21 protein-coding genes are annotated in these 20,656 nt (G+C 34.3%); 2 read left to right on the top strand and 19 right to left on the bottom strand.

Annotated elements, in window-relative coordinates:
• Window positions 1-90 precede the first annotated feature (90 nt).
• Window positions 91-771 carry a DUF2515 family protein gene (locus HNQ35_RS02620; RefSeq protein WP_183330119.1) on the bottom strand — a complete coding sequence of 227 codons (681 nt, stop codon included), beginning with the start codon at window positions 769-771 and terminating at the stop codon, window positions 91-93.
• 110 nt (window positions 772-881) lie between these two features.
• Between HNQ35_RS02620 and recU the strand changes: the two genes are divergently transcribed.
• Together recU and HNQ35_RS02630 are read left to right on the top strand one after the other, a co-directional pair.
• Entirely contained in the window at window positions 882-1,475 is a 594-nt protein-coding gene (recU, locus tag HNQ35_RS02625) for a Holliday junction resolvase RecU (RefSeq protein ID WP_146938167.1), read from the top strand.
• Window positions 1,476-1,489: 14 nt separating this feature from the next.
• The gene (locus tag HNQ35_RS02630) at window positions 1,490-4,222 is read left to right on the top strand and encodes a PBP1A family penicillin-binding protein (RefSeq protein ID WP_146938168.1); all 2,733 of its coding nucleotides are present in this window, start codon (window positions 1,490-1,492) and stop codon (window positions 4,220-4,222) included.
• Window positions 4,223-4,267: 45 nt separating this feature from the next.
• Here HNQ35_RS02630 and nth read toward each other — a convergent pair whose 3' ends face one another.
• The 18 genes from nth to HNQ35_RS02720 form a co-directional block, all read right to left on the bottom strand.
• Entirely contained in the window at window positions 4,268-4,924 is a 657-nt protein-coding gene (gene nth / locus HNQ35_RS02635) for an endonuclease III (protein ID WP_146938169.1), read from the bottom strand.
• Entirely contained in the window at window positions 4,914-5,612 is a 699-nt protein-coding gene (locus tag HNQ35_RS02640; RefSeq protein ID WP_146938170.1) for a DnaD domain-containing protein, read from the bottom strand. The genes nth and HNQ35_RS02640 overlap by 11 nt, the downstream gene beginning before the upstream one ends.
• A gap of 104 nt (window positions 5,613-5,716) precedes the next feature.
• On the bottom strand, window positions 5,717-7,009 hold the full coding sequence (gene asnS / locus HNQ35_RS02645) for an asparagine--tRNA ligase (protein ID WP_146938171.1): 1,293 nt from the start codon (window positions 7,007-7,009) through the stop codon (window positions 5,717-5,719).
• 18 nt (window positions 7,010-7,027) lie between these two features.
• The gene (locus tag HNQ35_RS02650) at window positions 7,028-8,212 is read right to left on the bottom strand and encodes a pyridoxal phosphate-dependent aminotransferase (protein ID WP_146938172.1); all 1,185 of its coding nucleotides are present in this window, start codon (window positions 8,210-8,212) and stop codon (window positions 7,028-7,030) included.
• 18 nt (window positions 8,213-8,230) lie between these two features.
• Complete coding sequence (locus tag HNQ35_RS02655; RefSeq protein WP_146938173.1) at window positions 8,231-8,770, bottom strand: cell wall elongation regulator TseB-like domain-containing protein; 540 nt, start codon at window positions 8,768-8,770, stop codon at window positions 8,231-8,233.
• 230 nt (window positions 8,771-9,000) lie between these two features.
• Window positions 9,001-11,793 (bottom strand): ATP-dependent DNA helicase DinG, 3'-5' exoribonuclease type, encoded by a 2,793-nt coding sequence (locus tag HNQ35_RS02660; RefSeq protein ID WP_146938174.1) that lies wholly within the window; start codon window positions 11,791-11,793, stop codon window positions 9,001-9,003.
• A 33-nt stretch (window positions 11,794-11,826) separates the two neighbouring features.
• Entirely contained in the window at window positions 11,827-12,813 is a 987-nt protein-coding gene (locus HNQ35_RS02665; RefSeq protein WP_146938175.1) for a biotin--[acetyl-CoA-carboxylase] ligase, read from the bottom strand.
• The gene (locus HNQ35_RS02670; protein WP_146938176.1) at window positions 12,789-13,991 is read right to left on the bottom strand and encodes a CCA tRNA nucleotidyltransferase; all 1,203 of its coding nucleotides are present in this window, start codon (window positions 13,989-13,991) and stop codon (window positions 12,789-12,791) included. Before HNQ35_RS02670 ends, HNQ35_RS02665 begins: the two co-directional genes overlap by 25 nt.
• Window positions 13,992-14,015: 24 nt before the next feature.
• On the bottom strand, window positions 14,016-15,137 hold the full coding sequence (bshA, locus tag HNQ35_RS02675) for an N-acetyl-alpha-D-glucosaminyl L-malate synthase BshA (RefSeq protein WP_146938177.1): 1,122 nt from the start codon (window positions 15,135-15,137) through the stop codon (window positions 14,016-14,018).
• Window positions 15,134-15,550 (bottom strand): methylglyoxal synthase, encoded by a 417-nt coding sequence (mgsA, locus tag HNQ35_RS02680; protein ID WP_146938254.1) that lies wholly within the window; start codon window positions 15,548-15,550, stop codon window positions 15,134-15,136. Before mgsA ends, bshA begins: the two co-directional genes overlap by 4 nt.
• Before the next feature lie 21 nt (window positions 15,551-15,571).
• The gene (gene dapB, locus HNQ35_RS02685) at window positions 15,572-16,369 is read right to left on the bottom strand and encodes a 4-hydroxy-tetrahydrodipicolinate reductase (protein WP_146938178.1); all 798 of its coding nucleotides are present in this window, start codon (window positions 16,367-16,369) and stop codon (window positions 15,572-15,574) included.
• Window positions 16,370-16,386: 17 nt separating this feature from the next.
• Window positions 16,387-16,710, bottom strand: a complete 324-nt coding sequence (locus HNQ35_RS02690; RefSeq protein WP_146938179.1) for a nucleotide pyrophosphohydrolase — start codon at window positions 16,708-16,710, stop codon at window positions 16,387-16,389.
• A gap of 148 nt (window positions 16,711-16,858) precedes the next feature.
• A complete protein-coding gene (locus tag HNQ35_RS02695) occupies window positions 16,859-17,545 on the bottom strand; it encodes a zinc metallopeptidase (RefSeq protein WP_146938180.1) in 687 nt (228 codons plus the stop codon).
• Between the two features lie 54 nt (window positions 17,546-17,599).
• Window positions 17,600-17,860 (bottom strand): sporulation protein YpjB, encoded by a 261-nt coding sequence (locus HNQ35_RS02700; protein WP_246118093.1) that lies wholly within the window; start codon window positions 17,858-17,860, stop codon window positions 17,600-17,602.
• 50 nt (window positions 17,861-17,910) lie between these two features.
• Window positions 17,911-18,486 (bottom strand): lipoprotein heptaprenylglyceryl N-acetyltransferase LhaT, encoded by a 576-nt coding sequence (lhaT, locus tag HNQ35_RS02705; protein WP_146938182.1) that lies wholly within the window; start codon window positions 18,484-18,486, stop codon window positions 17,911-17,913.
• Between the two features lie 77 nt (window positions 18,487-18,563).
• Window positions 18,564-19,346 carry a menaquinol-cytochrome c reductase cytochrome b/c subunit gene (locus tag HNQ35_RS02710; RefSeq protein WP_146938183.1) on the bottom strand — a complete coding sequence of 261 codons (783 nt, stop codon included), beginning with the start codon at window positions 19,344-19,346 and terminating at the stop codon, window positions 18,564-18,566.
• A 16-nt stretch (window positions 19,347-19,362) separates the two neighbouring features.
• A complete protein-coding gene (qcrB, locus tag HNQ35_RS02715; RefSeq protein ID WP_146938184.1) occupies window positions 19,363-20,037 on the bottom strand; it encodes a menaquinol-cytochrome c reductase cytochrome b subunit in 675 nt (224 codons plus the stop codon).
• 6 nt (window positions 20,038-20,043) lie between these two features.
• Window positions 20,044-20,556 (bottom strand): QcrA and Rieske domain-containing protein, encoded by a 513-nt coding sequence (locus tag HNQ35_RS02720; protein WP_146938185.1) that lies wholly within the window; start codon window positions 20,554-20,556, stop codon window positions 20,044-20,046.
• Window positions 20,557-20,656: the final 100 nt, after the last annotated feature.

Genomic DNA, 20,656 nt, shown 5'->3' on the forward strand with positions numbered 1-20,656 from the left:
TTATTTTATTAGTTTAACTGATTAGGAGGCTATTTTAATAGAAAAGTGTTCAATTCTATCAAGCAGAAACTGTTGATTCTATTCTAGCAGTTACATATGTGGTATTTGTTTACTAAATTGATAACACTGTTTGTAAATATGCTGCTGAAATAATAAAGAATAAATTGTCTTACCTAATTCAATACGGCGATGAAGCTTTGTAAAATCTTTTGTATAAGAACCATAAAGCTTACCTGTTATTGTTGGTAAGAGAACAGCATTTAGTTTTAATCGATTTTGCATTCGATATGGAAGTTCACGAAAGACAGAATGCTTTTGGATAATCGGATTTTCAATAATATGTTGTTCATTTACAATTAATGCCATTACAAGACGTGTTTTTTGCTTACTTTCCCAAAAATGGATCCATTCATTTTTCATATATTGCGATACATTGAAATATTTTAATAAAAAGAATAAAGGTCGCTTTTCTTTTTTTGATAATGCATAGATAAGGAGTTGTGGATAAGCATCCGCAAAGATACGTGCGTTCGCTTCTTCATAAGTCAAAAACAACTTATCACATGATGTTTTTCCTAGTAAAAGTTGAAACATAGGTAGCTTTAAATCGGTCATATTCCAACCAGCATTACGCGAAACAATACTTGCTAAAAACGCCCATTCAATTTCTGGATGTTGAGAATAATAATTTAAATATGCTTCAGTACGAGAGATGTTATCGAAATTATGTTCTTCTGTTTGTTTTGTTATATAATGTATATAGTTAAACATATAACCACCTTTTTCTTAACAATATGGACATTTTTGTTACATTTATATTTTTCGATTATCAAATCACCATTTTTTTGATATGATACTTTCAGACATTAGGAGGAATCCTTATGAATTACCCAAATGGACAAAAAAGAAATACTGCAACTAAACAAGTAATAAAACCATTATCAACGCACTATGGTAATCGGGGAATGAGTCTTGAAAAAGATATTAATATAACGAATACGTATTATTTACAAACAAATCGGGCTGTTATTCATAAAAAGCCAACACCTGTACAAATTGTTGATGTTCATTATCCTAGACGAAGTGCTGCTGTGATTAAAGAAGCATATTTTAAACAAGCATCAACAACGGATTATAATGGTATATATCGCAGCAAGTATATTGATTTTGAAGCAAAAGAAACGAAAAATAAGACATCCTTTCCATTAGCCAATATTCAAGACCATCAGATTAAACATATGGAAGCTGTTTTACAACATGGCGGCATATGTTTCTTTATTATCCGTTTTGCAGCAAATGATGAAACCTTTTTATATCCTGCAAAGTATTTACTAATGGATTGGAAGCATCATTTAAAAAATGGACGTAAATCCATACCTTATCATAGGATTCAGCAAAATGGTGTTTTAATTCCTTTTAAATTCCAAGCAAGGGTTGATTACCTATCAGTAGTCGATCGACTCTACTTTAAATAATCGGAGGTATAATCATGGTTACAAATAACCAGCAAACCCGAATGGGAAGAAAGAAACAACAAAAAAGATTGAAGCAAAATAAGCATAAAAAGCATAAGCCTTTATGGAAAAAGCTTTTCTTATCTATTCTCGTCTTAATATTAGCGATAGGAATTGGTGTAATGGCATTATTTGGATATTATATTGCCACTGCTCCAAAAATTGATCCTGAAAAATTATCAGATCCCTTCTCATCTAAAGTTCTTGATAAAAATGGTGAAGTATTTGCCGATTTAGGTTCTGAAAAACGAACAAAAATCGTTTATGATGATTTACCAGAAGTTCTCGTTGATGCGGTTATAGCGACTGAAGACTCTCGCTTCTTTAAACATCCTGGAATCGATATTAAACGAATTGGTGGTGCGATTATCGCTAACATTAAACACGGTTTCGGGTCTGAAGGTGCAAGTACGATTACACAACAAGTAGCAGAGAATGCCTTTTTAACATCAGAAAAGAAAATAAAGTTAAAGGTTCAAGAACAATGGATCGCTTTAAAACTCGAACGACAATATTCTAAAGAACAGATATTGGAAATGTATTTAAATAAAATATTTTATGGTAATGGTGCTTATGGAGTAGCACGTGCCGCGCAAGTTTATTTCGGTAAGACCGATTTGCACGAACTAACATTACCAGAAGCAGCAATATTAGCTGGTTTACCACAGCGTCCGACAGCTTATAACCCATTTAAAAATCCCGATTTAACTAAAAAACGAATGAATACTGTTTTAGACTTGATGGTACGACATAATAAAATTACAGAGAAAGAAGCAGATGAAGCTAGGAAAGTTGACATTGAATCATTATTAACTGAAAGAAGTCCACAGTCTATTAAATATCAAGCATTTATTCAACAAGTTGAAAAAGAAGTAAAAGAAAAAGTGAATGGTGCTAATATTTATACAGATGGTCTAAAAATATATACGACATTAGACCCTGACATACAAGATTATGTTGAGTTTTTACTTACTGATCAAGAAGAAAATCCGATTAAGTTTCCAAATGATACGATGCAGTCAGGAATGGTTGTTGTCGATACAAAAACAGGAAAAATCCAAGCCATTGGTGGTAGAAGAAACAGTGAAGGTGATGATTTTAACTATGCCCAAGCCGGCTTTCAACCTGCTTCAACAGCTAAACCAATCATGGCTTACGGTCCTGCTATTGAATACAATAAATGGTCAACTTATCATCAGATAAATGATGATAAGCCTTATGAGATAGCTGGATCAAATCCGATTCGAAATCATAACCGAACATACCAAGGTTGGGTTAGTGCACGTTACGCCTTAACGCATTCATTAAATGTACCAGCTGTTAAGACATTTGAAGAAGTAGGCGCTGATAAAGTGAAGCAATTTGCAGAGGGATTAGGAATTAAATTTCCTAAGTCTGGAATTAATATTCGTGATGCAATAGGTGGAACTGAAACAACTGTATCACCTATCCAAATGGCTGGAGCATACCAAGCATTTGGAAATGAAGGTATTTATATTGAGCCACATACAGTGACTAAAGTCGAATTTCCTGATGGAAAAGTGATTGAATTAACGCCTGAATCTAAAGCTGTCATGAATGATTACACGGCATATATGGTTACTGACATGCTTAAATCCGTTGTTAGAGAAGGTACGGGTCAAAGGGCAAATGTTGCTGGGCTACCTATTGCAGGTAAAACCGGAACAACAAATGAGAACAAAGATTCTTGGTTTGTCGGATACTCAACGAATTATACAGTCTCAGTATGGACGGGAAATTATGACGAAGATAATAATCGACAACCGATTCCATCTGGCTATACGGGTATTGCAAGAGATTTATTCCGTTATACTATGACCGAGATTTCGAAAAACATTGAGACACCTGATTTTAAGATGCCAGATTCTGTTGTTAAAGTAAATATTGAAAGAGGATCTAACCCACCGTCATTACCAAGTAGTTATACGCCTAGTTCAAAAATTGTAACTGAATTATTTGTTAAAGGGACTGAGCCAAAACAATCATCAGTTAAGTACGATCAATTAGACCCTGTTAAAGGTCTACAAGCAACATTTGACGAGGCTAAAGAAGCTATCCATATTAAATGGTCTCATGATAAAAAAGATGACGTACAATTTGAAGTTAGCGCACGCATAGATGGTGGTCAAATGAATGTATTATCAACAACAGATGATACCGAGCTTGTCATTAATCAAGTAGAACTAGGCGCACAATATGATATTCAAGTTGTTGCTATAAGCAAAGCTGATCAAGCGCTTAAAAGTCATCCGCAAACAGTCACAGTTAGAACTGGTCCAGATGAAGATCAGAACTTAGACGATGATGAAAACAAAGATGATGAGCAAGATGAACCTGAAGAAGAAACCATCCCTTCTGTTCAAAATTTAAGTGCTCATTATAATGGATCCATGATTCAGGTTAATTGGGGCTATAACGGTCCACCAGCATCATTTGAAGTCACAGTAAATGGTCAAACAGAGATAAAAAATTCAATGGGTGTCAATATCAAAGGTGCACAACCAGGTGAAACATATACAATCGTCGTAACAGCCATTGGCAAACAGTCCGGAAAACGAAGTGAAGAAAATTCAGTACAAATTAAGATACCGAATGAAGAACAAAATAAAAATAATAATGACGACAATGACGACGATGATAACAGTGACGACGACGATGACGATGATGAAAACGATGAAGACAATTAGTTAAAAAATAGAAACCCCGTACATATGAAAAATGTACGGGGTTTCTTATTTTTGTTCAATGCGTTTCATTCGCTTTTTTCCTTCACGACATAAATCAAGAAGTGGACATTCAGGACAGTTTGGATTTCGTGCTTTACAATGATACCTACCAAAGAATATCATTCGGTGATGCGTTATACTCCATTCTTCTTCTGGTATTTTCCGCATTAATGTTTTTTCAACTTCCAACACACTATCTTTCCAACGACAAATACCTAATCTTTTTGCAACGCGCTCGACATGAGTATCCACGGCAATAGCAGGTTCATTAAAGGCAACAGAAGCTACGACATTAGCTGTTTTCCTTCCTACTCCTGCTAACTTTACAAGTTCTTTTTTAGATTGGGGAACTTTCCCATCATATTCGTGTATGATTTGATAAGACAATTTTTGAATGTTTTTTGCTTTGTTACGATATAAACCAATCGAGCGGATATCATTTTGTAATTCCTCTTGTGAAACTGCTAAGTAATCCTCGGGTGTTTTATACTTTTTAAATAATTCCCGTGTTACTTTATTCACGAGGTCGTCTGTACATTGAGCAGATAAAACAACAGCGATCAGAAGCTCAAATGGATTTCGATGGATAAGCTCACAAGTTGCATGTGGAAACATCTTCTCTATCTCATCTAAACAGAAACGTATTTCATTTTTATTTAGCATGCCCATCCTCCCCTGTTAACCAGTTAAAATATAATGTATCATCTTTTTGCTCTACATTTTTATATGTTGTATGCTGAGATGCTTGCTTTTTAAATGAGCGACTCTCCACGCGAGCTTGCTCAACTGTTTCAATACCCTTTTTCTTCCAACTCCGTAAAATACGATCAATGTATTTAAAATTCAACTTATTCATTAATACAGATTCTCTTAATCCTGCTTTTATTAATGATGGAGAAATTCGATCATCATCTAACCAAGTATTAATCATTTCAATTTCAAAAGGTGATAACGGACGACCAAATTCTTGTTCAAACAGAATAAAAAGCGTACCGTCATCTGACACTTCTTGTTGTAAATTATTTTCATGAAATAATTTTTCCCATAATGGTTCTAATGAATAAACTTCACTAATCTGATTCATTTCATTTTCGATTTGATCGATGGATAATAATTGTTTCTGGATTAAACGTCTCAATATATTCGCACATTCTGTTTCATTGATTGATAAGCATTCGGATAAATCTTGCGGCGTTGGGAAATTATTTCCTTCATGCCGAAACCGATGCAATTGAATAATAACGACTAATTCAATCTCATCTAATCCTAATAAATGAAAATCTGTTAATAATTTTGTCGGAACTGGCAGTTGGTTTGATAAAATATGTTCTAATTTCATTTGTTTGTTCATATAGTTGTTCCACCTCTTATTTCTAACATATAGTATAGCATGATTATGTATTGTAAATAAAAAGATAAAATCCCTTGCAATGATTGCAAGAGATTTTATATTGTTTATGGATATAGACGATTTAACAGTCTTGGGAATGGTATCGTTTCACGAACATGTTCAACACCTGATATCCATGCAACTGTTCTTTCTAACCCAAGACCAAAGCCGGAGTGAGGTACACTACCATATTTTCGTAATTCTAAATACCATTCATATGCCGGACCACTTAAACCATGTTCTTCGTAACGTTGTTTCATTAAGTCATAATCATGGATGCGTTCAGACCCACCAATTATTTCGCCATATCCCTCTGGTGCAATTAAATCAGCACATAGGACGAGTTCAGGATTGTCTGGATGTGGTTGCATATAGAAAGCTTTAATTTCTTTTGGCCAATTTGTAATAAATACAGGCTGATTATAGTTTTCAGCTATCGCAGTTTCATGTGGTGCTCCAAAATCGTCTCCCCATTCAATATCAGTAAAACCTTTTTCTTTTAAAAATTTAATCGCTTCACCATAGGTTATTCTAGGAAATGGTGTTTTTACTTTCTCTAGCTTTGAAATATCGCGATCAAGCTGTTTTAATTCTGTTTGACAATTTTCTAATACAGACTGAACGACATGAGTCACATATTGCTCTTGAATTTGTAAACTTTCTTCATGTTCTACAAAAGCCATTTCAGGCTCCATCATCCAGAATTCGATTAAATGACGTCGTGTTTTTGATTTTTCAGCTCTAAAAGTAGGCCCGAATGAGAACACCTTTCCTAAAGCCATTGCAGCTGCTTCCATATAGAGTTGTCCACTTTGCGATAAATACGCTTCTTCATCAAAGTATTCAACATGAAACAATTCAGTTGTATCTTCAGCTGATGCACCTGTTAATATAGGTGGATCTACTTTGACAAAATCTCGTGCATTAAAAAATTCATATGTTGAACGAATGATCTCATTACGGATTTTCATTACGGCATGTTGTCTTCTAGAACGCAACCATAAATGACGATGGTCCATCAAAAATTCAGTACCATGTTCTTTTGGTGTAATGGGATAATCAACTGCTTCTTGAATGAGTTCGATATTTTTTACTTGCATTTCATAACCTATTGGTGAACGCTTATCTTCAACTATCGTCCCGGTAATATACATTGAAGATTCTTGGTTCATAGTTTTCGCTAATTTAAAGACATTTTCATCAACATCGTTTTTTACGACGACTGCTTGCATAAAGCCTGTTCCATCACGTAATTGTAAAAATGCAATCTTACCACTTGACCGTTTATTTGCAAGCCATGCACCTATTGTTACTTCTTGTCCTTCATATTTTGCTATATGTTGAATCGTTGTTTTCAAATTAAAAACCTCCAAAATCTATTGTTGATTTTTTTCTACAAAATGTTTAATACGTTGTGCCGCTTCGACTAATTCTTCTTTTGATGTCGCATACGATAGTCGCACATTTTCAGGCGCTCCGAAGCCAGATCCTGGGACAAGTGCCACTTTCACTTCTTCTAAAAGTGCTTCCACCCATGCATCAACAGTTTGAAAACCATTTTGTTTAATAGCTCCACTCACATTTGGAAATAAGTAAAATGCACCTTTAGGCTGACGACATGTAATCCCAGGTATAGTCGTTATTAAATCATATAGTGTTTGCAAACGCTCTTTAAAAATCGCTCTCATTTCAATGGTAGGATCCTGATCAGTCTCATAGGCTCGTAATGCAGCATATTGAGCAATTGAAGTTGGGTTACTCGTTGCGTGAGATACATGATTAGTCATCGCTTTAACGATGCCTTTAGGTCCTGCTAAATAACCAATCCGCCAACCAGTCATCGCATGAGATTTAGATACACCATTTATGACAACTGTTTGCGCTTTTAATTCAGGTGATAACTGTGCAATTGATATATGTGGATCGCTCGTATAAATAAGCTTTTCATAAATTTCATCGGAAACAATTAAAATATTATGTTTCAGGCACACTTCCCCAAGTGCATATAGTTCTTCTTTAGAATACATCATACCAGTAGGATTACTTGGTGAATTAATAATCAAGGCTTTCGTTTTATTTGTAATTGATTGTTCAAGTTGTTCAGGCGTGATTTTGAAATCATTTTCTTCTAAAGCATGAACAAAAACAGGCTCTCCTTCAGCTAACTTAATTTGCTCTGGATAACTTACCCAATAAGGCGAAGGTACAATCACCTCATCTCCTGCATTTAAGATGACTTGAAATAATGTATATAATGCATGCTTAGCCCCTGTTGTAATAATGATTTCATCAAGTTCATAATCAAGTTGATTATCTTTTTTAAACTTTTTAGCAATGGCTTTTTTTAATTCCGGAATGCCTCCAGAAGGTGTGTATTTGGTTAACCCGTCTTGCATCGCTTGATTTGCAGCGTCTAATATATATTGCGGTGTATTAAAATCAGGTTCTCCTACACCAAGACCAATGACATCATGCCCTTCTTTTTTTAGCGCTTTTGCTTTAGCTGATATTGCTAACGTTGATGATGGTGTCAAGTTCATTACCCGATTAGCTAATCTCATTATGTATCCCCTTCTTTCTTATTTTTCACTAAATCGTTTAAAGCGAAATTGTTCTATACTCTTACCGTCATACATGGACAAGTAATCAAAAACATATCTCAAAGATTGGTCTTTATAAGTTATTTCCCAAACTGGTTGGTCATCAATTAGACCCGGTGATATTCTAATAAAATGACATGTTTGACAGCTCTTTAACCAATGATCCTTAATCTGACTTTGGGATATAATATTCGCATGATTGATAAGCGTTATTTTTTGTTTTTTATGATTATTTGTAATAGGTAGAAAAGCAAAATATGTATCTCCATCTTTTGCTCGTCCAGTAATGACATGATAAGATGTATCACCATGGAATCGTTCAACTTTATCAACAGATATTAACTTTGTTTGTTCTAAAATAATCTGTTCTGATTTTTGTAGACCTGTTTCTTTATTATTAAGTATCGAATAATATAGATAGACACTATATATAAGTATACCAATAATAAGTACACAGCATAGTACAATAAACCATATTAGCCATGTTAATTTGAACTTGTTTTTTCGTTCGATGATCATACTTTCACCTTACCCGTGTATGACATAATAAACTCCTAAAAATTGTTACTTATATGATTGAATCAAATGAAAACAATAAAGGAATAGTTGAACATAAACAGACATCATCTTCTTTATTATAACAACTTTGACTAAGATTGTGTCTTGTTTTTTCGCATTTCAACTAAAAAACTCAACTTACACCAATTATTCGTAAACATACTGATGATAAACAGTATGTTTACGCTTTTTCAAATGGAATCTTTCTGATTAAACCATGTATGAGCTTTCTTAATTAGTCGATGTGTTGTATCGTAATGAATAGGAACATTAGGTATCGAATCAATAAAAAACGAACCATATGTCGATGTTTTTATTCGTGAATCACAGACAAATACAAGCCCCCTATCTGTATTAGACCGAATTAACCTTCCAAAACCTTGTTTAAAACGAATCACTGCATGTGGTAAAGCTAAATGATAAAAAGCGTTTTTCCTTGTCTCCTTTAATTTTTCTGCTTTAGCTTTATAAACAGGATGATTTGGTGGCTGAAATGGCAATCGAACAATAACTAACGATGATAAAGCTTCTCCAGGAATATCAATCCCCTCCCAAAAAGAACTTGTTCCTAAAAGAATTGCTTTTTCAAATGATTGAAATTTCTTTTTTAGTCGGGAACGACTTCCACTTGTTATTCCTTGGGCTATTAACGTATAGTCTTCCGCAAACATTTCTTTTAATAAATTATATGAGCGTTGTAACATGTCATACGATGTGAAAAGAACAAGCATTCTCCCTTTTGTTATTTCAGCTAAAGAGAGAATAGCTTCACATGAAGAGTAGATAAACTCCTCTGGATCCGTTCGAATATCTGGAAAGTCATTCGGTATAAGCATTTGTACTTGTTCTTCAAAATTAAACGGTGTTGCAATTTGCGACTTGATTACCTGTCCATTAGTTAGGCCGAGTTGTTCTTGAACGAAACGAAATGATTGTTTCATCGTTAATGTAGCACTTGTTAAAATAACGGATTGCTTTTCATCAAAAAATTGTTTATTTAAAATATCCGCGATGTTGCTCGGTTTAGCATATATATATACAGCATTTTTTGCACCTGTTGTATCAATTTCAATCCACTTTACTTGATTCTCATTAGATTGAAGAAAGATCGCAAATAGTTTCTTTTGGATTGACTCCATGAAATCATGACTTTGTTTTATTTGTTCTAATAAATAAGAATCAATAAAAGGATCCATCATTAACTCTTTTAATAAAATACATAGTTCCTTTGCAAGAATATGAATAGAATGCATATTCTCAACAATCGATTGCCAATATGGTTCGGATAATCTTACTTCATTGATATCATATTGTAAACGTCCAATATCATTAAACGATGCACTACTATGTTTTAATACATGTTCGTAAATGCTTCGAAATATTTCGTCTAACTCCATTCTAAACGACATAAATTGGGCGTCCCATTGATTTAATATTTTCCCTTTACTCTGATTAGGAAGTGCATGAGCTAACTTTGTCATCCATCTACCATCATCAGTCGTACCCATTTGGTTTAATACGAAAACGCTTTGCATATAATCAAACTGTAATCCAAAATGATGTGCGGCTGTTTCTTCTAAATGGTGTGCCTCATCAATAATGATCTTTTCATATCTTGGTAAATACGAATATTCACTTACTATATCTGTACATAATAAAGCATGATTAGTAATGATTAAATCTGCATTGTATGCTTTTTCGTATGCTTTTTGGTAATATGAATACCGATGCCATGGCGTATGAACATCCTGAATATCTTCAGATTCCGCTGAAATCTTTCTAAAAAAGTAGTAACCACTTGATGGTAGATGAATTTCATCAATGTCGCCAGTTACCGTTTCTGTTAACCATACAAGAATCATTGCCTTTGTAATGACTATTCCATAATGATCATCTTCAGAATGAGGCAATTCTTTTACAAATTTATCTAGACTAATGTAATGCTTTTTCCCTTTTAAGAGAGCGACTTGAAAGGAAAATGGCAAAATTGCTTGAAGTATCGGAATTTCTTCCACTAGTAACTGACTCTGTAATTGTGTCGTATATGTACTAATAACAATACGTTCATTTAGTTGAACAGCTTCATAAATTGCTGGTATTAAATAAGCAAGTGATTTACCAGTTCCTGTTGATGCTTCAATTAACCCATGTTTTTTTTGCCTAAATATATCATAGACGAGTTCAGACATATCTTTTTGTTCTCGACGCATTTCAAAGCGATTAAGGGCTTGTTTTAATAAGCCATTCGAACTATATATATCTTCTATTAGCTCTCCAAAGGAAGGAAGAGTTTCTTTAAAGCTCAATGTATCCGGCTGTTCATCTTTCCGAAAAGCTATGCCTTTATAAAAATCAATCGCTTTTTGTTTATCTTTATATGCTTTAATTTGTTTTTCTTTTTCAAGAATAGCAAACAAATCCGATTTTAAGAAAGGTTCTAATTCTAATAAATGCGATATTGTTTCAAAGGGTAATGTTTTTAATTTGGCGATAATCTTCATAAAAATTTCTGCTGTAACAAATGCATCAGATAATGCACGATGTGGCATATCATGTGTTAAATTTAAATAGTTGGCTAACTCATTCAATTTAAATCCAGTAGCTGTTGGAAAGAAGATGCGTGCTAATTCTACAGTATCAAGAACCGGATTGTTTAATGGTGAAAAACCTTCTTCGATTAACATAGCGTTTAAAAATTCATAATCAAATTGGGCATTATGTGCGATGAAATAACCTGATTCAAAAAAATGAATGATTTCTTTTACAACTTCTGAAAAAAAAGGAGCTTCCTTGACATCATCATCATAAATATGTGTTAATTGACTGATAAATGGTGGGATAGATTGGTTAGGATTCATTAGCGTGTTATACGTATTCGTAATTGTTTCATTTTCAATGATGACAATCCCAATTTCAATGATTTTATCGCCTTGTTCTGGCGAATGCCCAGTTGTTTCTAAATCAACAACAATATATCTTTGCAATTCATTCCCCACCTTTCTATACTATATGAAGATTTATTCTCGAAACCAGTCAATTTCAGCAGAATATAATTTTTCAATTTTACCATCGTGTTTATTTTTTACTAGTAATCCTCCGTCTGAACCAATGCCTGAGAAAGTTCCTTCCCATTCTCGATTCATTGTTTTAATATTAATTTTTTCACCGATTTTAAAACCATAACTTTCCCATTTATTTTTAATCGCCGTAAAGCCATGATGTAAATACATTTCATATGTTTTTTCAAACTGTTCTAAAATAGATTGAACGAGTGTAAGCATATTGATTTGGCGCCCTGTTTCAATTTTTAGAGATGTTGCTGTTTCACGTAATTTATTTGGTAAATCGCCCTTTGTTTGGTTGATATTCATACCAATACCAATAATGATATATTGTATACGATCTTGTTCTGCTTGCATTTCAGTTAAAATACCACTTAACTTTTTATTTTCAATTAAAATATCATTCGGCCATTTAATATACGGACGTATATTTGTTTCTTGATAGATTACATCAGCTAGAACAGTTGCTGTTAATAATGTTAATTGTGGTGCCTGATGTGGTGAAATTTCTGGTCTTAAGATAAGACTCGTCCATATACCTTGATTTTTTGAAGAATGCCATGGGCGATTCATTCTACCTTTTCCACCTGTTTGTTCATCGGCAATAACGATTGTGCCGTGTTCAGCACCCTCCCTAGCTAATTGATGCGCGATATGCTGTGTAGACGTTGTGATCGTTTTATGGATAATTGTATGTCCTAACCAATCTGTTTCCAACCCCCACTTTAAAGTGTTTTCACTAAGTTTATTTGGAAAGGATACAATTCGGTATCCACGTCGTTGACGCGCCTCAATTTCATATCCGTCTTTTTCTAGTTCTTTCATATGTTTCCAAATGGCACTCCGAGAAATGTCTAGCTTTTCTGATAAGTACTGCCCGGAAATATACTTATCTTGATTATTTGCAAGAATAGCGATTAATTTATTCCGGGTGGATTGCATTTGATCCACTCCTTTATCTTTTCTTTATGATTTTTCAGTTGTTCTGTAACGATTAATCTTTCAATCTGATTTAAAAGTCTTTGCACCCACGGTCCTGCTTTCTTATTAGGAAACATCTTAAGTATATCATGCCCATTAACAGCTAATTCTTTTTTGGAATGAATAGCAAGCTCTTCTCTTATTAGATGAATGGTGTTAGTGTCGATTATTTGATCTCCTAAAATATAGTGAATAATACGTAAAAAAGCCTCATCATATTGAGCAGGCAATTGATAAACGAGCCAACGATCTAACCCATTCTTTTTATACTGTAATATCGTGTCAACCAATAGATTGGCTTTTCGCTTTATTTGGTTGGATGCCTTCCATCCTTTCACCCATGATTGAACACTTATCTCTGGTTCTAAAAGGTGCAAGACTGTTATGACTTCAGCAAATGAATTTAATGGCATCACTGGTTGCGGAAATTGATAGACAATATGAGGATGACTTTTAAAAACAGGTAAATATTGATGTATATTTAAATCTTTAAGATAATACATGCCTTTATCAACATATTTACCTGCAAAGAATCTTTCCATTTCTTGATAAAGCCGTTCAACTGCTAAATGCTCTATTTTAGCTTTTAATGTTTTCATCGCTTTTAATGTATCAGTTTCAATTGAAAAACCTAATTGGCTTGTAAAACGTAATGCTCGTATGATGCGCAAAGGGTCTTCTTTGAAACGTTTCACACCATCTCCGACTGTTCGAATAATATGTGCTTGTAAATCACGTTTTCCACCATATAAATCAATGATTTTTCCATGTTTATCCATAGCCAGAGCATTCATCGTAAAATCTCTTCTAGCAAGGTCTTCGTCAATGCGATCAATGAACTGGACCGAATCAGGATGTCTTTCATCTGAATATGAGCCATCTAATCGAAAGGTTGTTACTTCATAAGATATCCCTTGATGGTGGACTATAACTGTTCCATGTTCAATACCAACTGGAATAACTTTATCAAAGATATCTTGGATTAACTCTGGCTTTGCCGATGTAGCAATATCGATATCTTTTATATCATTATTTAATAATAAATCACGAACACAGCCACCAACAAAATAAGCTTGGTGGCCATGTTCTTCAATTTTATCAATAATGTAGCGAGCATGATGAAACGGGTTTGTAAGCATTTAATCACCATCAATTCTTTAACGTTAACGATTTAATATACTTTTATATAAATTTACGTATTGATTAACGATCAAATCTGAATGAAAATATTCTTGTGAACGGATATATGCTTGTTCTGATAAACGAACTAATTTTTCTTTGTTTGTCAATAAGTCTATCGCCTGCTTTGCCGCTTCTTCAACTGCACCAACCTCAACAAGTAAGCCACTCTCATTATGTTTAATAACCTCAGGAATTCCGCCAATATTAGTCCCGATTGTAGGCACATGACAGGCCATCGCTTCTAATATAACGAGTCCAAAACTTTCTTTTTCAGATAATAACAAATGTAAATCTGAAATAGATAAAAGATCACTGATGTTTTTTTGTTTTCCAAGAAAGAGCACATTATTTTCAATCTTCAATTCTTTAACTAATTGATATGCATGTGTTGATTCAGGGCCATCTCCAACGAGAAGAAGCTTCGAATCAACTTGTTTTTGTACATAATAAAATGTCTTAATAATATCTTCAATACGTTTTACCTTACGAAAATTAGAAATATGTATCAACACTTTCTCTTCATCTTTAATTCCGTATTGTGATTTTAAATTTGGCAATTCTTTCTTATAATAAACGTTTTCATTTATGAAATTGTAAATAACAGCAATATCTTTATTAACTTGAGTTAGCTCAATCGTTTGTTCTTTTAAGCGATTAGAAACAGCTGTGACAGCATCTGACTTTTCTATAGCATATGCAATCATTTTCTTAAAAAGCTGATCGACTCCTAACACAGTAATATCTGTACCATGCAATGTTGTCACTATTTTTACATCGTGTTTTGCAATATCACGTGCTAAAATGGCTGAAATTGCATGTGGAATAGCATAATGAACATGTAAAATGTCGAGTGCGTACTGGTCTATTACTTCTGCCATTTTAGAGGCTAAAGCTAAGTCATAAGGTGCATATTGAAAAACAGGATATTGGTTTACTTCTACTTCATGGTAATAAATATATGGATTCACTTGATTTAACCGAAATGGAAGTCCAGATGTAATAAAGTGAATTTCATGACCACGTTTTGCTAACATCATGCCCAACTCTGTTGCAATAACACCTGAGCCTCCAACAGTTGGATAGCATGTTATACCAATTTTCATGATGAACGTCCTTCCCTTTGTTTAACAATATCACGCCATGCAAAGTCCCCACGCTCCAACGCTCGAATGACAATTTCTGCCGCTGCAAGATTTGTAACTAATGGAATATAATAAACATCACATAAGCGCATCAATGCACTTATATCAGGTTCATGTGGTTGAGCAGTTAAAGGGTCTTTAAAGAATATGACAAGATCCATTTCATTGTGAGCAACCATAGCACCAATTTGCTGATCGCCACCTAATGGTCCAGACTTAAAGCGAGTGATCTTTAAATCCGTATGTTCCTCTATACGCTTACCTGTTGTTCCAGTTGCATATAAATGATGACGCTTTAAAATTTCTTCATAAGCAATGGTAAATTGAATCATTTCTTGCTTTTTTTCATCATGTGCGATTAATGCTATATTCATCATGCATATTCCCCTTTATTGTTAATCTAAAATATTTTCCATACCATAAACGAGTTCAGTTAGTTCATTGACCTTATTTAAAGCGAATTTAACACCCGTCATAAATGATTGACGATTATAAGAATCATGAGTAATCGTCAATGTTTGTCCTAAACCTCCAAAGATCACTTCTTGATGAGCTATCAATCCAGGTAAACGAACGCTATGAATGTGGACACCAGATTGATTTGCTCCTCTTGCTCCTTGCAATGTCTCTTTTTCATTCGGATGTCCTTGCTCTTTATCTTCTCTTGTTTCCAAAATCATATCTAATGTTTTTATGGCTGTCCCTGACGGTGCATCCAACTTTTTGTCATGGTGCTTCTCAATAATTTCTATATCTGGGAAATAACGTGCAGCTTTTTGAGCGAATTGCATCATTAAAACAGCACCTATAGCGAAGTTAGGGGCAATGATACATCCTAACTCCTTCTCAAAAGCAAGTATTTTTAGATCATGAATTTGTTCCTTTGTCAATCCTGATGTACCTACCACTGCACGTAAACCGTTTTTTAACGCATTTACTGTATGTGTGAATGCTACATCAGGGATAGATAATTCTAAAAATATATCAGCTTTAATGGATTCGAAACATTGTTTTGAGTCTACAAATATTGGTACATGAACATCTGGCATCCCATCAATATCCGCTAACATTTTTCCATTATTTATTCGATCAATACAAGCAACCAGTTCCATATTTTCTTCATTTAAAATCATATTAATGGCTTCTTTCCCCATTCTGCCTCTCGGACCAGATACAATTATTTTTAATGTCATAGTTGTCAACTCCTTGATTATTTACGAGTCCAGCGATCTTTGTCACGTGTTTCAATTTTTGTCATAGATCGTTCAAATGCTTCAGATAAGTCAATTTCAAGAGAATTAGCGAAACATGTTAGAACGAAAAGCATATCACCAAGTTCTTCTTCAATTGTTTTCTCTTTCTCTGTATGCTTTTTTGGCTTTTCACCGTAATAATGATTCACTTCACGTGCTAATTCTCCTACCTCTTCTGTCATACGTGCTAATAAACTTAATGGAGAAAAGTAACCTTCCTTAAATTGTGATATATAAGAATCAACTCGATTTTGTATATCTTTAGTCGTGTAAGTGTTCATAGAATAGGCACTCCTTTAATTTTAAGAAGTAAAAATGAACATATATCAATGTTAGCTAATTGTCCATTCTTTGACAAATGTTTTATCATTATTTATACAAAAAAAAGAGGTGTTATGATTAAAATCACCTCTAGTTATCACATCATGATTATTCACGGTTAGCAAAAACAATTAAGGCAAAACGAATTAATTCCATAACAGCAACTAAAGCTGCCGCAACATATGTCATAGCTGCAGCATTTAATACTTTTCTCGTATCGCGTTCTTCACGATTTGTAATATATCCACCGCTAACGAGTTGTCCCATAGCACGACTTGATGCATCAAATTCGACTGGTAATGTAACGAGCTGGAATAAAACAGCCCCCGCCATAAACAAAAGTCCAACGACGGCTAAATTCATCATATTCAAGAATAGGCCGACAATAATTAAGAAAAATGATAAGTTTGATCCAAGATTAGCAACAGGAACGAGCGCAGAACGAAATCTTAGAAAAGCGTAGTTCTCTGCATCTTGGATAGCATGTCCAACTTCGTGTGCAGCAACTGCTGATGCTGCCATCGAATAGCCATGATAATTATCAGTAGATAGACGAACGGTTTTTGAACGCGGATCATAATGGTCTGACAGAATACCTCTCGTTTCCTCTACTGTTACATCAAAAAGGCCATTATCATTTAAAATCTGCCTAGCAACTTGTGCACCAGTCATTTTAGATGATGTTGCAATTTTCGAATATTTAGAATACGTACTTTTAACTTTAGCTTGTGCCCATAACGGAACAATAAGAAGTATTGCAAAATAAATTAAGAGAGTTCCAGAGCTTAGATACATTTATTGTCCCCTCCATAAGTTATCTATAGGTCAATTTTAGTCAAATTATGCTAATCAGTCAACTGTTTTGTCATGAGTTCTTTGTTTCTGTTTTTCACCTTTATATTTTCTCCAACTAACATAAGTTAATGTAAGTGCAATTAATCCACCTATGACAAATAATACCCAATAAAAAGCAATCATATCTACACTTTTTTGAACGGTTTCTGTTTTTACTTTTGCTTTCGTGATTTTTGAGAAGAATAATATCTCGATTATCCCTATGATTATTATGAGTTTGCCTTTATTTATCTGTTTTATAAAATAATTCTTCATAGAGATCCCTCGCATAGCTTTTATTTTAATCTATGCGTGAACAAAAGGTTTTATAACTGATGTTGACGTTTGATTGTTAATTGATAAGCAATAAAAATGGATGTGATACTTAACCAAAATGTGAAGTATCCAATATGGTCCATATATTCTGTTAAGGAGTTATATATAGGCATCATTCCATAAACATAATCAATTACATCATTATGTAATGTCCATATACTCGCAACGACGAGATGCTTTAATTTAACTTTATAAAAACGGACATAAAGTAAACCTTCAACAGCCATTAAAGCATGTGATATTATGAGCATATAACCTTGTGGACTTAATGATCCATCAATATATAGTGATAATAGATTCATTACAACTGCCCATACACCATATTTAAATAGCGTGATTAGTGCTAATGCTTCGATATAAGGCACATTTCTTCCGAATATAAAAAACAACAAAAATATTGTAAAAAATAAACTCGCTGTTGGGCTATCAGGAACAAAAATGAGAAATTTAGCTGGTGTTATAGCCAATTGATATTTATACCAATAGAAACCATATATAGTTCCAAGCAGATTTATTATAAATAAAAGGATAAGCACACGTCGATCAGCTAAGATATGCCTAAACATTACAAAACTCCCTTCAATAAAGTTAAAAAGCACCTTTACCGACTGTGATGGCAAAGGTGCTTTCGTTTAGCTCTTTCTTATTCTTCTTTATTTTCCTCATTAATTGTAAAAATGAACTCAGCTAACTGTTCGAGTTCTTCATCTGTACCATCAAAGACACCAGCTGGCATATTACCGATTCCTTCTACAGATATTTTAGCAATTTCATCTGCAGTATAATCAATACCAATTAATGGTGGTCCAGCAGCGCCATCTGTTAAATTATCACCATGACATGATGCACAAGAATTTTTATATACTTCATAACCTGGATCAGATGTATCTATTTCAACTTCAGATGGTGGGATAGGCTTATTAGCCTCAGCACGTGCTTCCCAATCTACAGCTGAAGCTGAGTCATATGTTAGCCAAATCGTAGCAATTAAAGCTAATAACATCATGCTTGTAGCAATAGGGCGTTGACTTGGACGACGACCTGGTCCATTATCAAGAAATGGTGCTAATAGAAGGGCACCAAATGCTAGACCAGGAATGACGACAACACCGAGTAAAACATAATCTCCACCCGCGTATTTGTACTTTAATAATTCATATAAGAATAAGAAGTACCAGTCTGGAAGTGGTATATATCCTGCTGTCGTAGGGTCAGCCATCCCTTCGAGAGGTGATGGATGAGTTAATACAAGTGTAAGGAATCCTACTAGAAAAACTGAACCTGCAAGCCATTCTGTTAATAAGAAGTTAGGCCAGAAAGCTACGGTTCTACCAGGATATTCCGAATAGTCTTTTGGAGTTGTCGATGTTTTCTCTGCTGAAACTCGAGAATCACCGACATACTTCATTCCTTTACCCCTTTTCATTCTTTATCCCTCCTCATCATAGTGGTCCAGAAATACCTTGTCTACGAATTAATATAAAGTGTACAGCTAATAATGCGAATAATGCTGCTGGTAAGAAGAATACATGGATTGCAAAGAACCTTGTCAATGTTTGTGCACCAATAATTTCAGGGTGTCCACCGAGAAGAGTAATGAGCCAATCTCCAATTAAAGGTACTTGACCAGCAATATTCAAGCCAACTTCTGTAGCAAAATATGCTTTGTTATCCCATGGTAATAAATATCCAGTGAATCCTAAACCGAGCATGACAAAGAATAATAGAACGCCTACCATCCAGTTTAATTCACGTGGTTTTTTATATGCTCCTTGGAAGAACACTCGTAGTGTATGTAATAAGAGCATGACTATAACGACACTGGCGCCCCAATGGTGCATTCCACGAACAATTTGACCATGTGCTACCTGTGTTTGTAAATAATATACGGACTTCCAAGCGTTTTCAATATCAGGCACATAATACATCGTTAAAAACATGCCCGATAGTATTTGGATCACAACAACGAAGAAAGTTAATCCGCCAAAACAGTAAACAAACGCTGAAAAATGATGCGCTGGGTTAACGTGTTCTGGTACTTCGTGATCTGCGATATCGCGCCAAATTGGCGTAATATCTATACGCTCATCAATCCAATCATACATTTTTTGTAACATAGATGATTACGCCTCCCCTCTTGGATATGCTTTTCCTAAAAATAGCATGCCATTTTCAACCTTATGTTCATATACATGTAACGGTTCTAAAGGTGGTGTACCTTCAACGTTAGTACCATCTTTTGTAAAGCGTCCGTCATGACATGGACAGTAAAATTGGTCTGGATGACTTTCACTACCTTCCCATGATACCATACACCCTAAATGTGTACATTTTGGGGAAAGAGCTACAATTTCATCCTGATCATTTTTAAATACAAATGCTTTTCGAGTAACATCTGATTTATACCAAGCATCAACTTGTTCTACTTCCCATTCAACAGGTTGCGGTTCTGTTGTGATATCATCTACAGACAAACCTACATTAGCAAAATCACCATCACCAGATGGTTGTAAAACTGGATCAATTGCCATTCGTAAAGGTGAAATCAACATTCCTGCTGCCATAAACCCGCCTACACCTGTTAATGTATAGTTTAAGAATTGTCTTCGGGTCACTTGCTTCTTTTTATCACTCATGATTTTCCCCCCTCTTTACTTTGATGTTCACGGACATAATTTTAAAATCAGATTACTAGGACATTACCATGATAGCGTAAAGTAACATCTTGGTCAATTA

It is taken from the genome of Cerasibacillus quisquiliarum, from assembly GCF_014202495.1.
In the GTDB taxonomy this organism is placed as follows: Bacteria; Bacillota; Bacilli; order Bacillales; family Amphibacillaceae; genus Cerasibacillus; species Cerasibacillus quisquiliarum.

Bases quoted from the DNA above. Each gene is read 5' to 3' on its own strand.
- HNQ35_RS02720 (WP_146938185.1), bottom strand. From the start codon at position 20,556: ATGAGTGATAAAAAGAAGCAAGTGACCCGAAGACAATTCTTAAACTAT.
- nth (WP_146938169.1), bottom strand. From the start codon at position 4,924: ATGCTAAATAAAAATGAAATACGTTTCTGTTTAGATGAGATAGAGAAG.
- HNQ35_RS02710 (WP_146938183.1), bottom strand. From the start codon at position 19,346: ATGAAAAGGGGTAAAGGAATGAAGTATGTCGGTGATTCTCGAGTTTCA.
- bshA (WP_146938177.1), bottom strand. From the start codon at position 15,137: ATGAAAATTGGTATAACATGCTATCCAACTGTTGGAGGCTCAGGTGTT.
- HNQ35_RS02700 (WP_246118093.1), bottom strand. From the start codon at position 17,860: ATGAAGAATTATTTTATAAAACAGATAAATAAAGGCAAACTCATAATA.
- HNQ35_RS02650 (WP_146938172.1), bottom strand. From the start codon at position 8,212: ATGAGATTAGCTAATCGGGTAATGAACTTGACACCATCATCAACGTTA.
- HNQ35_RS02665 (WP_146938175.1), bottom strand. From the start codon at position 12,813: ATGCAATCCACCCGGAATAAATTAATCGCTATTCTTGCAAATAATCAA.
- HNQ35_RS02670 (WP_146938176.1), bottom strand. From the start codon at position 13,991: ATGCTTACAAACCCGTTTCATCATGCTCGCTACATTATTGATAAAATT.
- lhaT (WP_146938182.1), bottom strand. From the start codon at position 18,486: ATGTTTAGGCATATCTTAGCTGATCGACGTGTGCTTATCCTTTTATTT.
- HNQ35_RS02655 (WP_146938173.1), bottom strand. From the start codon at position 8,770: ATGATCATCGAACGAAAAAACAAGTTCAAATTAACATGGCTAATATGG.
- dapB (WP_146938178.1), bottom strand. From the start codon at position 16,369: ATGACATTAAAAATAATTGTATCTGGTCCGAGAGGCAGAATGGGGAAA.
- HNQ35_RS02620 (WP_183330119.1), bottom strand. From the start codon at position 771: ATGTTTAACTATATACATTATATAACAAAACAAACAGAAGAACATAAT.
- recU (WP_146938167.1), top strand. From the start codon at position 882: ATGAATTACCCAAATGGACAAAAAAGAAATACTGCAACTAAACAAGTA.
- qcrB (WP_146938184.1), bottom strand. From the start codon at position 20,037: ATGTTACAAAAAATGTATGATTGGATTGATGAGCGTATAGATATTACG.
- HNQ35_RS02630 (WP_146938168.1), top strand. From the start codon at position 1,490: ATGGTTACAAATAACCAGCAAACCCGAATGGGAAGAAAGAAACAACAA.
- HNQ35_RS02640 (WP_146938170.1), bottom strand. From the start codon at position 5,612: ATGAACAAACAAATGAAATTAGAACATATTTTATCAAACCAACTGCCA.
- HNQ35_RS02695 (WP_146938180.1), bottom strand. From the start codon at position 17,545: ATGTATCTAAGCTCTGGAACTCTCTTAATTTATTTTGCAATACTTCTT.
- HNQ35_RS02690 (WP_146938179.1), bottom strand. From the start codon at position 16,710: ATGAACACTTACACGACTAAAGATATACAAAATCGAGTTGATTCTTAT.
- mgsA (WP_146938254.1), bottom strand. From the start codon at position 15,550: ATGAATATAGCATTAATCGCACATGATGAAAAAAAGCAAGAAATGATT.